Consider the following 14,079-nt stretch of genomic DNA (forward strand, 5'->3'; position numbering starts at 1 on the left):
TCAACTCTGTTGGCTGCAATAGATGGTTAACGCATCCTCTCGCTATGACCCCAAAAATCACCTCTCTAGCCAACCCTGATGCGGTGCTTCAGCAGGGACTTCGATTGCATCAGCAAGGTCAGCTTGACCAAGCCGCGGAGATGTACCGGCACGTTCTGGCCAAGCAACCGCGCCATTCCCAGGCCTTGTATCTGTTGGGCACACTAGCATTACAGGGGCGCCAGTTTGAACTTGCGGAGCAGTTGCTTGGTCAAGCGATCCAAGCGAACGCCAAGCATCTACCCAGCTTGATCAATCTTGCGATGGCTCTGTCGCAACAAGATCGAGACGCTGACGCGCTGACGCGCATCGAACAGGCATTGGCGGTGAATGAAAATTCAAGCGCAGCGCAAAGCACCCGCGTTGGCATCTTAGTTAAATTGAATCGATCAGGGGAGGCTGTGGAAGCTGTTGATCGACTCGCAGAACATGGACATCAGACGCCAGAATTGTGTTTAAACAAGGGGCTTGCACTCTTGGAGATGGGGCAACTTTCTGCAGCTGAGTCTTGCTTTGACACTGCTATTGCAATGGCACCGGGGTACCTCAGCGCGCATCATCATAAGATTCTCTGCTACGTTGCCCAAGAGGACTTCAGCACGGCCCTGATCTTGGCGGATCGGCTGATCGCGACTGCGTCGAAGTATGCCGAAGCGCACGCTGATCGAGGGCTTGCACTGCTGGGGTTAAGGGACTATGAAGCCGCGGTTGTTGCGCTCGAGCGGGCGTGTGCTCTTGCAGCGACAGACCAGCGCATCGCGTATCTCGCGACCAGTTTGGCACTATGTGGTCAAACGCAGAAAGCGCTGGCCTGCGTGGCGCGTGGATTGCAGATCAATCCCGGGAGCGTGGCGCTTTGGTCAGCAGAAGCACAAGTACATATGGCGCTGGGCGACTATGCCAGTGCCGTACAGGGGTTTGACAAGTACTTGAACGCAAAAGGTGAGGTTTCCAAAGTTTTGCTGCTGAAGGCATTTGCGCTCATGCAACTCAAGCGCTATGAGGAAGCAAAGGCTGTAATTGAACGCTGTAACCAGCGTGATCGTGATCGCAATCTAGCGGTCTTGCTATACGCCAAACTGATGACGGCAGACTGGAGCGGTTTGGACGTCTATCGCGAACGCCTTGCGAATTTGGTTGATAGCGATGACCACGACTGCAACCCGTTTGCGACTCTCGGGCTCCTGAACGACGGCGCGGCGCAGCGGCGGGTCGCGTCTACATATTCTGTATCGCATCGTCTTTCGGGTTCGACCTGGGTGCCTGCTCCGGCTCCGGTGACGAGGCTGCGGATCGGATACTTCTCGGCGGACTTCCATCAGCACGCTACGTCTCAATTGATGGTAGAGATGCTCGAGTGTCATGAACACGCGCGATTTGAGTTGTTCGGTTTCTCGTATGGACCCGTCCGAGAAGATCCCATGACAGAAAGAGTTGCTGCGGCGTTTGACCACTTCACTTATGTCAAGGACTGGTCGGATCAAGAAATTGCAGCCAAGGCGCGCCAATGCCAGTTGGATATTGCCGTGGATCTCAAAGGTTTCACGCAAGATGCGAGACCACGCATCTTGCGCGCTGGTTGCGCGCCGATACAGGTTAGCTTCCTGGGTTTTCCTGGGACGCTTGCAATGGACTGCATCGACTACATCATCGCGGATGACACCATCGCGCCGACCGAGCATGAACAGCACTTTTCGGAAAAGATCGTGCGCATGCCGCACAGCTACCAATGCAACGATAGCCACCGCCCCATCGACACGCGTCGCTTTTCACGTGCTGAACTCGGTTTGCCGGACACGGGATTTGTTTTCTGCTGTTTCAACAACAACTACAAGATCGTGCCGGAGGTATTCGAGCGCTGGATGCGCGTGCTGCTGGCCACTCCCGACAGTGTTCTGTGGCTGTACGAAGGCAATGCGTCGTGTGCAACGAATCTGAGGGCACATGCTCAGGCAGCCGGTGTGGAACCTGATCGGCTCGTATTTGCGCCACCGCTTCCGCTTGCTGAGCACTTGGCGCGAATCCAGGCGGCTGACTTGTTTCTGGACACCTTGCCCTGCAACGCGCACACCACTGCTAGCGATGCGCTGTGGGCAGGCGTTCCTCTGTTGACGTGCCTCGGACAAGCATTTCATGGGCGTGTCGCAGCAAGCCTATTGCGCGCACTTTCAATGGACGAATTGGTCACACACGATCTGGATGCCTATGAGGCCGAAGCAATCGCGTTGGCGCGGGAACCGGAGCGCTTGCAAGGTCTGCGTCAACGGTTGACTGAATGCCGGGAGACAGCGCCGCTGTTCGACGGTCGTCGCTTTGCCCGGAACATAGAGCAAGCCTATGAAACGATGGTGCAGCGGCAGCGCTCCGGCCTTCCGCCTGAGAGCTTTTCAGTGATTGAGGCGACGTCGACAGCAACCCCGTAGCGCTGATTTTCGGACAGACGGCACGCGTCTTCTTATTCCAGAACAGTCGGACGCGTTTTCGATAACGCTGTTTTATCAACATCCTCATGAACCGCATGGGTTAAGCGTTGCGTTTCCTCCCTTTGCACGGCGGGGCCGACGCGTTAGGCGTGCCAGCGCACGATTTTTCGACGAATGCCAATGCCTGCGGTCCATGCCCCTGTGCGCTGGCGGCCCTGTCCGCGGCCGACCGCAGCCGCTACCCCGACCCGACCTACACGGCCTTGCGCGCCCGCATCGCTGAGTTCCATGGCGTGGCGGCCGATCGTGTCGTGTTCGCCGCCAGCGCCAGCGAAGCCATCCACCGGCTCAGCGCGATGGCGGCGCGCGCCGGCCTGCGCCATGCAGTGCTGCCAGCGCATGGCTACGGTGACTACCCACGCGCCGCAGCGGTGTGGGGTTTGCAGGCCTCGGCGCCCAATGGGTTTCCCGCGCTGCACTGGGCTTGCGAGCCCGCCAGCCCGCTGGGCACAGCCGACGCCGCCCTGGCGCACTGGGCGGCGGCGCCTGATGTCACAGAGTCGCTGCGCGTGATCGACATGGCCTATGCACCCTTGCGACTGGATGGCAACACCACGCCAACCCCGCCCGGCGCCTGGCAGCTGTGGACGCCCAACAAGGCGCTGGGGCTGACCGGCGTGCGCGCCGCGTACCTGCTGGCACCGTCGGCGAACGCCGCGGCGGCGCTGGACGCGCTGGCGCCTTCCTGGCCGCTGGGGGCCGATGGCGTGGCGCTCCTCACGGCCTGGGCCAGCGACGAGGCGCAGGCATGGTTGCGTGCTTCGCTGCCCACCTTGCGCGCATGGAAAGCCACCCAGATGCAGCTGTGCGCCGAGCTGGGTTGGGCCGTGCACTCAGGCAGTCTGGCCAACTTTTTCGTCGCTCGGCCGCCGCTGCGCGACTTGCCGGGTGCGTTGCAGGCCTTGCGCGCGCAGGGCATCAAGCTGCGCGACACGGCTTCATTCGGGCTGCCTGGGCAGGTGCGCCTGGGCGTGCTGCCGCCCGCTTCGCAAAACGCCTTGCGTGAGGCCTGGGTTGGCCTGGGCGCCCGCTACCATTGAGCATGTCTGTGATTCCCATGACCCCACCGCGCACCGTGACGGTGGAACGCTACGTGACGCCGCTGCGCGAAGGCGGGTCGCTGCCCGCCGTGGTCGAGGCCGACGACCTTGGCCTGTACGTGCTCAAGTTCCGCGGCGCCGGGCAGGGCGTGCGTGCGCTGATGGCCGAGCTGATTTCCGGTGGCATCGCCCGAGCGCTGGGCCTGCCGCTGCCCGAAGTGGTGCTGGCGCAGCTGGATCCGGCGCTCGCGCAGACCGAACCCGACCCGGAGATCCAGGACCTGATCCGCGCCAGCGCGGGCCTGAACGTGGCGCTGGACTATCTGTCTGGCGCCGTCAACTTCGACCCCGCGGCCGACGTCGTCACGTCCGAATTCGCGTCGCGCCTGGTCTGGTTCGACGCGCTGGTCAGCAACGTCGACCGCACCGCGCGCAACACCAACCTGCTGATGTGGCACCGCCAGCCCTGGCTCATCGACCACGGTGCCAGCCTGACTTTTCACCATGCCTGGAATGGCACGGTGGCCGACCCCGGCAAGCCCTTCGCGCCCATCGCCGAACACGTGCTGCTGCCGCGCGCAAGTGAGTTGGGACAGGTGGACGCGGCACTAGCGCCTTTGCTGACGCCAGACGTGCTGCGCGCCGTGCTGGCTGGCGTGCCGAACGAATACCTGGCGCTGGCCGTCGCCGACCGGGCCGACCGCGCGTTGGCCGACCCGGCCGCGCACCGCGCCGCCTACGTGGCCTATTTTGAAGCGCGCCTGGCCGACCGCACGCGCTGGCTACAGGGGGCAATTGATGCGCGCGGTTGAGGTGTACGACTACGCCGTCGTGCGCGTGGTGCCGCGCGTGGAGCGCGAAGAATTCATCAACGCCGGCGTGATCCTGTCCTGCCAGCGCACGGGCTATCTGGAAGCGGCGATTGAGCTGGACGAGGGCCGCCTGCGCGCACTGGACCCGCACGCCGACGTCGACACCGTGCAGCGCCACCTGCGCGCCATCCTGGCCATCTGCCAGGGCTTGCCCGAAGCCGGGCCCATCGCGCTGCTGCCGTACCGCGCGCGCTTTCACTGGCTGACGGCGCGGCGCAGCAGCATCATCCAGACCTCGCCGGTGCACACCGGCCTGTGCGGCGATGCGGCGTCGGCGCTGGGCCGCGTCATGGACCGCATGGTGCGGCCGCTGCCCGCGCCGCGTACCCCGACATGACAGCACGCTGCGTCATGGTGCTCGGCACCAGCAGCGGCGCCGGCAAAAGCTGGCTGGCGACCGCGCTGTGCCGCCACTACGCCAACCAGGGCCTGAAGGTCGCGCCCTTCAAGGCGCAGAACATGAGCAACAACGCGAGGGTGGTCATGGCCCCCACGCTCCCCGCTGCGCGTGGTTCGCTGCCCCCCGAGGGGGCTCTCGCCGCCTTCGGGCGGCCGGGCGGCGGCTCGGGTGTGGCTCCCATGGGTGGATTTGGTGAGATCGGCTCCGCGCAGTACTTCCAGGCACTGGCCGCGCGCGCGGTGCCGGACGTGCGCATGAACCCGCTGCTGCTCAAGCCGGAGGCCGACACGCACAGCCAGGTCGTGTTGTTGGGCCAGGTCAGCCCTGAATTGACGGCGCTGCCGTGGCGCGGCCGCAGTGAGCGCGTGTGGCCGCAGATCGCTGCCGCGCTGGACGCGCTGCGTGCCGAGAACGACGTGGTGGTGATCGAAGGCGCCGGCTCGCCAGCCGAGATCAACCTGATGGCCAGCGACGTGGTCAACCTGCGCGTGGCGCGCCACGCCGACGCGCGGTGCCTGCTGGTGACCGACATCGACCGCGGCGGCGCCTTTGCGCACCTCTACGGCACCTGGGCGCTGCTGGCGCCGGAAGACCGCGCGCGCATCGCCGGTTTTGTGCTGAACAAGTTCCGCGGTGACGCGGCACTGCTGGCGCCCGCCCCTGAACAGTTGCAGGAGCTGACCGGTGTGCCCACGGTGGCCGTGGTGCCGATGCGCTTTGGCCACGGCCTGCCAGAGGAAGACGGTGTGTTCGATGCAGCGCCCAGCGTTGGTTTTCAAGCCAAATCGGCCTCTAGCCCTACAGTAGGTTGCGCGGACAGCTACTCAAACGATAGCGATGGCGCGCCCGACTTACCGCGCCACATCGCCGTCATTGCCTACCCACGCATCAGCAACCTGGATGAATTCCAGCCGCTGAAGAACGTGCCGGGCCTGCGCCTGGTCTGGGCGCGCACGCCGGGCGATCTGGCGGGCGCGGACACGCTGATCCTGCCCGGCAGCAAGGCCACGGCGTCCGACTTGGCCTGGCTGCGCGCGCAAGGCCTGGACGCCGCCATCACCGCCCACGCCGCGCGTGGCGGCCGCGTGCTGGGAGTGTGCGGCGGCCTGCAGATGCTGGGCGAAGCGCTGATCGACGTACACGGGGTGGAAAGCCAGGCCAATGCGCCGGGCTTGGGTCTGCTTTCGCTTGTCACCAGCTTTGAGCCATTCAAAACCGTGCGCCCCGCCGAGTTCCGCTTCGGCACCCTAATCGGCCCGTGGGCCGCGCTTTCGGGGCTAACGGCGCAGGGCTACGAAATCCACAGCGGCCAGACCGCGCAGCACCCGGCGATGGCGGCCGCGGGCGACGTGGCGCGCGAAGTGGTGCCGCAGCTGGCTTGGCAGAACGCGGCCGGCAACGTGCTGGGCTGCTACGTGCACGGCCTGTTCGAAGACGCCGACGTGCTCCAAGCCTTGTTCGGCGCGGAGGCGCCGTCGCTGGATACGGTGTTCGACCGGCTGGCGGGCGATATCGCGCGTGCTTTCGCACCGGGCGTGCTGGCACAGTTGATCGCATGACGCGCGGCACACCGCGCCGACTGTCACAGGCGCTGGCAGCTCACCAGGTGCGTCTGGTAGGGGTAGCGCACCACGGCTTGGCCGCGCAGGGCAGGGTGGCTGTCGATCAGCGCCTGCAACTCGGCGCGCAAGCGGTTGCGTTCGGCTTCCGGCAGGGCGGCGATGAAGCTGGTCGACAGCGTGCGGCCGATGATCACCTGCTCGGGCGGGCCTTCGTGTGCGTGGCGCAGCGTGCACTCGGCCAGCGCGCTGAAGCCAGGGTGTGGGAAGGCGCCGCGCCAGGTCTGCTTCCAGTAGCGTGGGGTGTCGCCTTCGTACGGGTCGATCAGCCGAGTGATGGCGGCCACCCAATCGACCGACTCGTCGCGCACGTTCCACACCAGGCCCAGGCGGCCGCCGGGGCTCAGTACGCGCGCGAATTCGTCCAGCGACGCGCGGCTGGCAAACCAGTGGAAGGACTGCGCGCAGACCACGGCGTCCAGCGTGGCGTCGCCCAGACCCGTGGCTTCGGCCGTGCCTGCGACCACGCGCAGGTGCGCATGGGGCGCGATGTGCTCGCGCATCGCTGCCACGGGCTCGACCGCGATCACCTCGGCGCCGGTGGCCAGCAGGCGCGGCGTGAACTTGCCGGTGCCCGCGCCCACGTCGGCCACGGTGCTTCCCGGCGCCAGTTGCAGCGTACCGGTCAGCCAGTCGGCCAGTGCGGGTGGGTAGTCGGGCCGGCTGCTGGCGTAGGTCTGCGCCTGCGCGTCTTGCGAATACCCGGTTTGTGCGGATGAATGGACCATGAACACCTCGTTGCGTCAGCCAGCCCCGCCGCGCGGCGGCCAGCCACCCGCATGATGCCGCAGCGCGCGGGACCAGCTCGGGGCGTGGGTTTGGACCACCGGCCGGTGCGGGCGGCGCTGCAGACGCCTCCACCCCAATGACATGAAAGGAGTTTTGACATGAATTCAGCGGAGCAAGCCTGGCCCGAGGTGCCCGAGCTGCGCGACGAGGCGTTGCGCGCAGCCCTGCAGCACACGATCGACCGCAAGACCGTGCCGCAGGGCGCGCTGGGCCGGCTGGCCGATCTGGCGCAGCGGCTGGGCGAGATCCTGGGCACGGCGTCGCCCCAACTGGTGGCGCCGCAACTGCTGGTGTTTGCGGGCGACCATGGCATCGTGGCGCGCGGCGTGTCGGCGTACCCGAGCGATGTCACCTGGCAGATGGTGGGCAACTTCCTGGCCGGCGGCGCGGCCGTGAGCGTGCTGGCGCGCCAGCACGGCATCGCGCAGACGGTGGTGGATTGCGGCGTGCGGCACGACTTCGCGCCCGCGCCGGGACTGCACCTGGCCAAGATCGCACCCGGTACGCAGGACGCCTCGCGCGGCCCGGCAATGACCGTGGCGCAATGCCAGCAGGCGCTGGCCAACGGCGTGGCGTTGGTGCGCAGTCTGCCGGGCAACGCGGTGTTGCTGGGCGAGATGGGCATTGGCAACACCAGCGCCGCCACGCTGCTGGCGGTGCGCCTGGGTGGGCTGGACGTCGTGGAGATGACGGGCGCCGGCACCGGTCTGGACGCGGCGGGCATCGCCCGCAAGACCGCCGTGCTGCGCGAAGCGCTGGCCGCGAACGCCGAAGCACAGGCGCCGCTGGACGCGCTGGCGGCGTTCGGTGGCTTTGAGGTGGCGACCATGGTCGGCGCGGTGCTCCAGGCGGCGGCCGAACGCCGCGTGGTGGTGGTCGACGGCTTCATCGCCAGCGCAGCCGTGCTGGTGGCCAGCCGGCTGCGCCCGCACGTGCTGCAGCGCTGCGTGTTCGCGCACCGGTCGGACGAGCGCGGCCACGCGCGCCTGCTGCAGCGGCTGGGCGCCACGCCGCTTTTGGAGATGAGGCTGCGCGTGGGCGAGGGCAGCGGAGCGGCGCTGGCCTGGCCGTTGCTGGTGTCGGCCTGCGGCATCCTGAACGAGACGGCCAGCTTTGAGTCGGCCGGCGTGTCGGACAAGGGGTGAGCGGCACGGCGCTAACATGCGCGGCACCCGTTGACCCTGAAAGCGTGCGTTGAAAATCCTCAAGAAGATCCTGCTGGCCGTGCTGGCGCTGCTGCTGCTGGCCGGCGCGGCGTTCTGGTTCAGCCTGGACAAGGAAACGCGGGGCCTGCTGCAGACCGTGCCGACCAACCGCGACCTGCTGTTCTGGAGCGTGCCGCAGCGCGACGCGGCCTTTCGCGCCATGGACCGCATCCCGCTGCTGGCCAAGTGGCACACCGCCTTGCCCAGCGCGTCGCCACGCGCGCTGCCGGCCGGGCGCGAACTGAAGCTGCCGCTGGACGTCAACGCCTACATGGCCAGCCAGCGCAGCGCCGCGCTGTTGATCCTGCAAGGCGGCAAGCTGCGGCTGGAGCGCTACGGCCTGGACTTTGACGCGCACGGCCGCTGGACCAGCTTTTCAGTGGCCAAGTCGTTCACGTCGATCCTGGTCGGTGCAGCGCTGCGCGATGGCGCGATCAAAAGCATGGACGACAGGGTGACGGAGTACGTCAAGGGGCTGAAGGGCTCGGCCTACGACGATGTCAGCGTGCAGCAACTGCTCACCATGACTTCTGGCGTGCGCTGGAATGAAGACTATGCCGACCCGAACTCGGACGTCGCCCGCTTCAACAACCACAAGCCACACCCGGGCGAGGACGCGCTGATCAGCTACCTGCGCCAGCTGCCGCGCGCCGCCCCGGCGGGCGAGCGCTGGAACTACAGCACCGGCGAGACCAACCTGATCGGCATCCTGGTCATGCAGGCCACGGGCAAGCCGCTGGCCGAGTACCTGCAGGAAAAGGTCTGGCAGCCCGCGGGCATGGAACAGCAGGCCACCTGGCTGCTCAGCAAGACGGGCCAGGAAATCAGCGGCTGCTGCCTGCAGGCCGCGGCGCGCGACTACGCCCGGTTTGGCCAGTTCATCCTGGAAGGGGCGCAGGTGGGCGGCGAGCCGGTGGTGGCCGATGGCTGGCTGCAACAGGCCACGCGCAAGCAGGCCGACATCGGCGTGCCGGGGCGCGGTTACGGCTACCAGTGGTGGACCTACGGCAACGGCAGCTTTGCCGCGCGCGGCATCTTCGGCCAGGGCATCTTCATCGACCCGCAGCGGCAACTGGTCATCGTCAGCAACGGCAACTGGGCCGGTGGTGCGCGCGATGCCGCCGCCATGGCCGAGCGCGACGCCTTCTACCAGGCGGTGCAAAAAGCCATCGACGCGGAAAAATGAAGGGCGTGGTGCGGCGCTCGTCGGTTCCAGCCGCGGCCGGGGGCCAGCGTTTCGGTGCCCAAGGTCGAGCAGGAGCGCCCGCGTGAACGGCGTGCGTCACTGGCTGCTGGCCTTGCAGTTTTTCACCCGCATCCCCGTCACCGGGCGGCTGGCGGCGTGGGTCGGCTACAGCCCGGCCATGCTGCGCGCGGCCGCGGGGCATTTTCCGGGCGTGGGCTGGGTCGTGGGCGCGGTGGGCGCGGGCGTGCTGTGGGGCGCGCTGCACGGGCTGCCGGCCGGCCCACTGGGTGCGCTGGTGGCGGCAGCGCTCAGCACCGGGGCGACCGTGTGGCTGACCGGCGCTTTTCACGAAGACGGCCTGGCCGACAGCGCCGATGGCCTGGGCGGCGGCGCCACGCGCGAGCGCGCCCTGGCCATCATGAAGGATTCGCGCATCGGCAGCTACGGCACGGTCACGTTGCTGGTCGTGCTGCTACTGAAGGTGGCGCTAATCGCGCTGCTGGCCGGCCACGGGGCAGGGCGCGCAGCGCTGGCGCTGCTGGCCGCGCACGTGCTGTCGCGGCTGGCACCGGTGCTGATCATGCGGGCGCTGCCGTACGTGGGCGAGGCCGACGGCAGCAAGTCCAAGCCGCTGGCCGATGCCGTTTCGCGCACCGGTGTGCTGGTGGGAACTTTGTGGTCTTTTCCTGCTCTGGCCCTACTGTGGTCTGGGCAGGCAGCTACTAGCTTGATAGCATCGCTGATCGCCTGGGGCTTGGCCTTGCTGTACATGGCGCGCCTGCTGCAGCGCCGGCTGCAGGGCTTTACCGGCGACACGCTGGGCGCCACGCAGCAGCTGTGCGAAGTCGCCTTGCTGCTGGGCCTGGCACTGACATTGACATAACGACAACCATGACACTTTGGCTCGTTCGCCATGCGCCCGTGCTGGCCGACCCCGGTCTGTGCTACGGCGCCACCAACCTGCCCGCCGACGCCAGCGCCACGCGCGCCGCGGCCGAGCGGCTGGCCCGAAGCCTGCCGGAAGGCACCCGCGTGGTCAGCTCGACGCTACAAAGATGTGAGCTGCTCGCGCAGACTCTTCTAGGGCTGCGGCCCGATTTGATCTATACCGTGGATGATCGCCTGCGCGAGATGGACTTTGGCAGCTGGGAGCTGCGCCCCTGGGACGAGGTGCCGCGCGCCGACATCGATGCGTGGCTGGCCGACTTCGCCGATGCGCGCCCGGGCGGGGATGGCGAGTCGGTGCGCGCGTTAATGGCGCGCGTGGGCGCGGCCTGGGACGACACACTGGCGGCGCCTGCGCCCACGCTGTGGGTCACCCACGCGGGTGTCATGCGCGCGGCGCTGCTGCTGTCGAAGGGTGTGCGACTGCCAGCGCAGGCCGCCGATTGGCCGGACGCCGCCTTGGCGTTTGGCGAACTGGTGCAGCTGCCCATGCTCTCGTTCCAAAAGGCATGAGGCCATGATCGTTGCCCCGCTCGCGCTGCAGGTCGACGGCCTGCGCTTCGCCCACCCGGGCCGCCCGCTGTGGGACGGCTGGTCGCACCGCTGGCCGCCTGGGGTGTCGCTGGTGCTGGGCGGCGACGGCGCCGGCAAGAGCACGCTGCTGCGCCTGCTGGCCGGGACCGAGCGCGCGCAGGGCGGCCGCATCACGCTGGCGGGGGTCGACGCCGGGCAGGGCGCGCCGTACCGCGCGCAGGTGGCCTGGATCGACCCGCGCCAGCCCGGTTTGCCGGCCCAGGACGGCCTGACGCTCGCGCGGTGGTGGCAGGCGCTGCCCGCGCGTTACCCGGGCTGGCGGGCGGCCGACCTGCAAGCGCACATCGACGGCTGGGCGCTGGCGCCGCACCAGGACAAGCCTTTTCACGCCCTGTCGACCGGCACGCAGCGCAAGGTCTTCATGGCGGCGGCGCTGGCCAGCGGCGCGCCGCTGACGCTGATCGACGAGCCCGACGCCGGGCTGGACAAGGCGTCCGTCGCCTACCTGCAGCAGGCGCTGGACGCGCTGGCGGACCGCACAGACCGCATCGTCATCGTCGCCCATTACGCCGCCTGGGCTGGCGTGCGCTGGCAAGACGTGGTGCAATTGCCGGACTGATTCGCCCTTTTTTTGAAAGCCCTCCATGGACGCTCTGGCGTTTGCCCCCCTCTCGGTGTTGATCGCGCTCACCCCCGGGCCCAACAACTTCTGCGCGCTCAACAACGGCATGCGCGCCGGGGTCGGCAAGGCCTTGTGGGCGACCTGGGGCCGCGTGGCGGCGTTCGCCATCTTCCTGACCATTTCCGCGGTCGGCCTGGGCGCGATGCTGCTGGCGTCGGAGACGGCCTTCGTCACCGTCAAGTGGATCGGCGCCATTTACCTGTTCTGGCTGGGCTGGAAGACCTGGCGTAGCCGCGACTTCAGCGGCTTTGATGCGGCCGAGGCCAACGCCACCGACGCCACCCCGCGCCAGGCGCTGACCGTGCGCCGCCTGATCGCGCAGGAATTCGCCCTGGCCATCACCAACCCGAAGGCGATCATCCTGTTTGCCGCCGTGTTCCCGCAGTTCATCGACCCGTCGCGCCCGCCAGCGCAGCAATTCCTGGTGCTGGGCAGCCTGTACCTGGCCAGCGAATTCATCTCGTCGGCCGTGTACGCCACGGGCGGGCGCCAGATCCGCCGCTGGGTGCGCACGCCGCGCGGCGCCACGCGCATCAACCGCGCAACGGGCGGCATCTTCATGGGCGCGGGTGGGCTGTTGCTGACGGCGCAGCGCTGAAGCGGTTGGTTGGGCGTGCTGGCTCGATTTTTAAGCAAAATCGACCTCTGGCCCTAGTGTCATCTGCGCGGGCAGCTATGAAAATGGTAGTGCAATAGGCGGCAACGCGACGCACGGCGCGAGGGCTGTGCGCTTGCGTACGGGCGAAATCGGTCGTAATATGACTGTATGTTCGTACAGTCTTTTTTGTTCGCCCAGGAGGCCGTCACGCTGGTGTCTGACGCGGAAGGCGGCATCGTCTACCACCCCGGCGTGGTGACCGAAGCGCAGGCGCAGGCCTGGTACGCGGCCCTGCGTCCCCAGGTGCCCTGGCGCAGTGAAGACCGGCCCATGTACGACCGCATCGTGGCCGTGCCGCGCCTCATGGCCAGCGTGGTGCTGAACGACCCGACGCGCCCGCCGGAGATGGACGCCGCCCTGGCCGCCGTGCAGTCGGTCGCGCTGGCGCCGTACACGCGCGTGGGGCTTAACCTGTACCGCGACGGGCGCGACAGTGTGGCCCTGCACAACGACCGGCTGCACGACCTGGCGCCGCGCCAGCCGATCAGCCTCCTGTCGCTGGGCGCGCCGCGCGACATGCTGATCAAGCCCAAAGCCGGTGGCCCCGCGCAGCGCGTGCGGCTGGAGCCCGGCAGCGTGCTGGTGATGAGCCACGCGTGTCAGCGCACGCACGAGCACGGCATTCCCAAAAGTGCCGAGCCGGTTGGCCCCCGCATGAGCCTGGCGTTTCGCGTGCGTTGCCCGGTGGATTGAGCGGCGGTGAGCTTGGGTGCCGCGTAGGCACGGTGCTTGGCGGCCCAGCCGGTGCGCCTGGCCTCAGCCCATGTCGCGTAGTGCGGTCTCCACGGCGGCGGCCGTTGCCAACGGCTTTTCCATGGGAAAGAGGTGGGTGCCGTCCAGCATGGTCACACGCCCGCGCGCCATGCGGCGGGTGCTTTCCACACCGCCCACGGCGCGCAACTCGGCCGAACGCAGGCCGCCGACGAAGCTCATCGGGCAGCGCAGCGGGTGGCGGCGCAGCAGGCTTTCGATGTTGTGCGGCAGCGTGTCGTAGATGCGGCTTTCAATGTCGCGGTCGAATGCCAGGCGCCACACGCCGTCGGCGTCCAGCATGCCGTGGTTGACGTAGTCGTGCAGCACCTGCTCGTCCCAGCCGGCAAACACCTTCTTGCCGCGAAAGTGCTGGAACACGGCGTCGCGGTCGTCCCATTCGTTGCGCCGGCGGCGGCTGACCTGGCTGGGCGACAGGCGCTTCATGAGTGGTGTGCGTTTGGCCAGGCCCAGGCCGCGCGCGCGCCAGCCGCTCACGACCGGCGAATCCAGCAGCACCACCGCGTGCGCCAGATCGGGGTGCTGCGCCGCGCACATCAGGCTCAGGATGCCGCCCAGCGAATGGCCGACCAGGCAAGGCGCCTCGCCGCCGTGCGCCTTCTTCTGTTGCGCGGCGAAGTCGGCGAGCTGCTGCACCAGATGCGGCCAGCCGTCGGTGACGGGGTAGTCCGGATCGTGGCCGTATTTCTCGACCGCGCTCACGCTCCAGCCGCGCGCGCGCAGGCTGTCAAGCATCACGCGGTAGGTGCTCGCGGGAAAGCTGTTGCCGTGGGAGAAAACGATGTGGGTCATGGGGCGAGCGGTGCGGCGCCCGCAGCGGCTGCGGGCGAGAAGGGCGCTGGTGCGTGGCTTGCAG

At 67.7% G+C, this 14,079-nt stretch carries 14 protein-coding genes; 12 read left to right on the forward strand and 2 right to left on the reverse strand.

What is annotated here, in order from left to right:
* Window positions 1-44 precede the first annotated feature (44 nt).
* The 5 genes from FVQ98_RS13300 (at window position 45) to FVQ98_RS13320 (ending at window position 6,393) form a co-directional block, all read left to right on the forward strand.
* The gene (locus tag FVQ98_RS13300) at window positions 45-2,462 is read left to right on the forward strand and encodes a tetratricopeptide repeat protein (protein WP_147913938.1); all 2,418 of its coding nucleotides are present in this window, start codon (window positions 45-47) and stop codon (window positions 2,460-2,462) included.
* Between the two features lie 107 nt (window positions 2,463-2,569).
* Window positions 2,570-3,562 carry an aminotransferase class I/II-fold pyridoxal phosphate-dependent enzyme gene (locus FVQ98_RS13305; protein ID WP_147913939.1) on the forward strand — a complete coding sequence of 331 codons (993 nt, stop codon included), beginning with the start codon at window positions 2,570-2,572 and terminating at the stop codon, window positions 3,560-3,562.
* Window positions 3,563-3,564: 2 nt separating this feature from the next.
* Window positions 3,565-4,374, forward strand: coding sequence for a HipA family kinase (locus FVQ98_RS13310; RefSeq protein ID WP_255507773.1), 810 nt, complete (start codon window positions 3,565-3,567; stop codon window positions 4,372-4,374).
* Window positions 4,361-4,771, forward strand: coding sequence for a DUF3037 domain-containing protein (locus FVQ98_RS13315; RefSeq protein WP_147913940.1), 411 nt, complete (start codon window positions 4,361-4,363; stop codon window positions 4,769-4,771). Before FVQ98_RS13310 ends, FVQ98_RS13315 begins: the two co-directional genes overlap by 14 nt.
* A complete protein-coding gene (locus tag FVQ98_RS13320) occupies window positions 4,768-6,393 on the forward strand; it encodes a cobyric acid synthase (RefSeq protein WP_147913941.1) in 1,626 nt (541 codons plus the stop codon). Before FVQ98_RS13315 ends, FVQ98_RS13320 begins: the two co-directional genes overlap by 4 nt.
* A 23-nt stretch (window positions 6,394-6,416) precedes the next feature.
* Here the strand turns inward: FVQ98_RS13320 and FVQ98_RS13325 are convergent, their stop codons facing one another.
* Window positions 6,417-7,187 carry a class I SAM-dependent methyltransferase gene (locus tag FVQ98_RS13325; RefSeq protein WP_147913942.1) on the reverse strand — a complete coding sequence of 257 codons (771 nt, stop codon included), beginning with the start codon at window positions 7,185-7,187 and terminating at the stop codon, window positions 6,417-6,419.
* A 153-nt stretch (window positions 7,188-7,340) separates the two neighbouring features.
* Between FVQ98_RS13325 and cobT the strand changes: the two genes are divergently transcribed.
* The 7 genes from cobT to FVQ98_RS13360 all read left to right on the forward strand — a co-directional run bounded on the left by cobT (window position 7,341) and on the right by FVQ98_RS13360 (window position 13,145).
* Window positions 7,341-8,387: a nicotinate-nucleotide--dimethylbenzimidazole phosphoribosyltransferase gene (gene cobT / locus FVQ98_RS13330; protein ID WP_147913943.1), complete on the forward strand. Its 1,047-nt coding sequence runs from the start codon at window positions 7,341-7,343 to the stop codon at window positions 8,385-8,387.
* Window positions 8,388-8,436: 49 nt separating this feature from the next.
* Complete coding sequence (locus FVQ98_RS13335; RefSeq protein ID WP_147913944.1) at window positions 8,437-9,633, forward strand: serine hydrolase domain-containing protein; 1,197 nt, start codon at window positions 8,437-8,439, stop codon at window positions 9,631-9,633.
* An 82-nt stretch (window positions 9,634-9,715) separates the two neighbouring features.
* On the forward strand, window positions 9,716-10,516 hold the full coding sequence (locus FVQ98_RS13340) for an adenosylcobinamide-GDP ribazoletransferase (protein ID WP_147913945.1): 801 nt from the start codon (window positions 9,716-9,718) through the stop codon (window positions 10,514-10,516).
* An 8-nt stretch (window positions 10,517-10,524) separates the two neighbouring features.
* Complete coding sequence (locus tag FVQ98_RS13345; protein ID WP_147913946.1) at window positions 10,525-11,091, forward strand: histidine phosphatase family protein; 567 nt, start codon at window positions 10,525-10,527, stop codon at window positions 11,089-11,091.
* A gap of 4 nt (window positions 11,092-11,095) precedes the next feature.
* Window positions 11,096-11,731, forward strand: a complete 636-nt coding sequence (locus tag FVQ98_RS13350) for an ABC transporter ATP-binding protein (RefSeq protein ID WP_187265730.1) — start codon at window positions 11,096-11,098, stop codon at window positions 11,729-11,731.
* Window positions 11,732-11,756: 25 nt separating this feature from the next.
* Window positions 11,757-12,392 (forward strand): LysE family translocator, encoded by a 636-nt coding sequence (locus FVQ98_RS13355; RefSeq protein WP_147913947.1) that lies wholly within the window; start codon window positions 11,757-11,759, stop codon window positions 12,390-12,392.
* Between the two features lie 168 nt (window positions 12,393-12,560).
* Window positions 12,561-13,145, forward strand: a complete 585-nt coding sequence (locus tag FVQ98_RS13360) for an alpha-ketoglutarate-dependent dioxygenase AlkB family protein (RefSeq protein ID WP_147913948.1) — start codon at window positions 12,561-12,563, stop codon at window positions 13,143-13,145.
* A gap of 63 nt (window positions 13,146-13,208) precedes the next feature.
* Here FVQ98_RS13360 and FVQ98_RS13365 read toward each other — a convergent pair whose 3' ends face one another.
* Window positions 13,209-14,015, reverse strand: coding sequence for an alpha/beta fold hydrolase (locus FVQ98_RS13365; protein ID WP_147913949.1), 807 nt, complete (start codon window positions 14,013-14,015; stop codon window positions 13,209-13,211).
* Window positions 14,016-14,079: the final 64 nt, after the last annotated feature.

It is taken from the genome of Ottowia flava (assembly GCF_008017535.1).
Lineage (GTDB): Bacteria > Pseudomonadota > Gammaproteobacteria > Burkholderiales > Burkholderiaceae_C > Ottowia > Ottowia flava.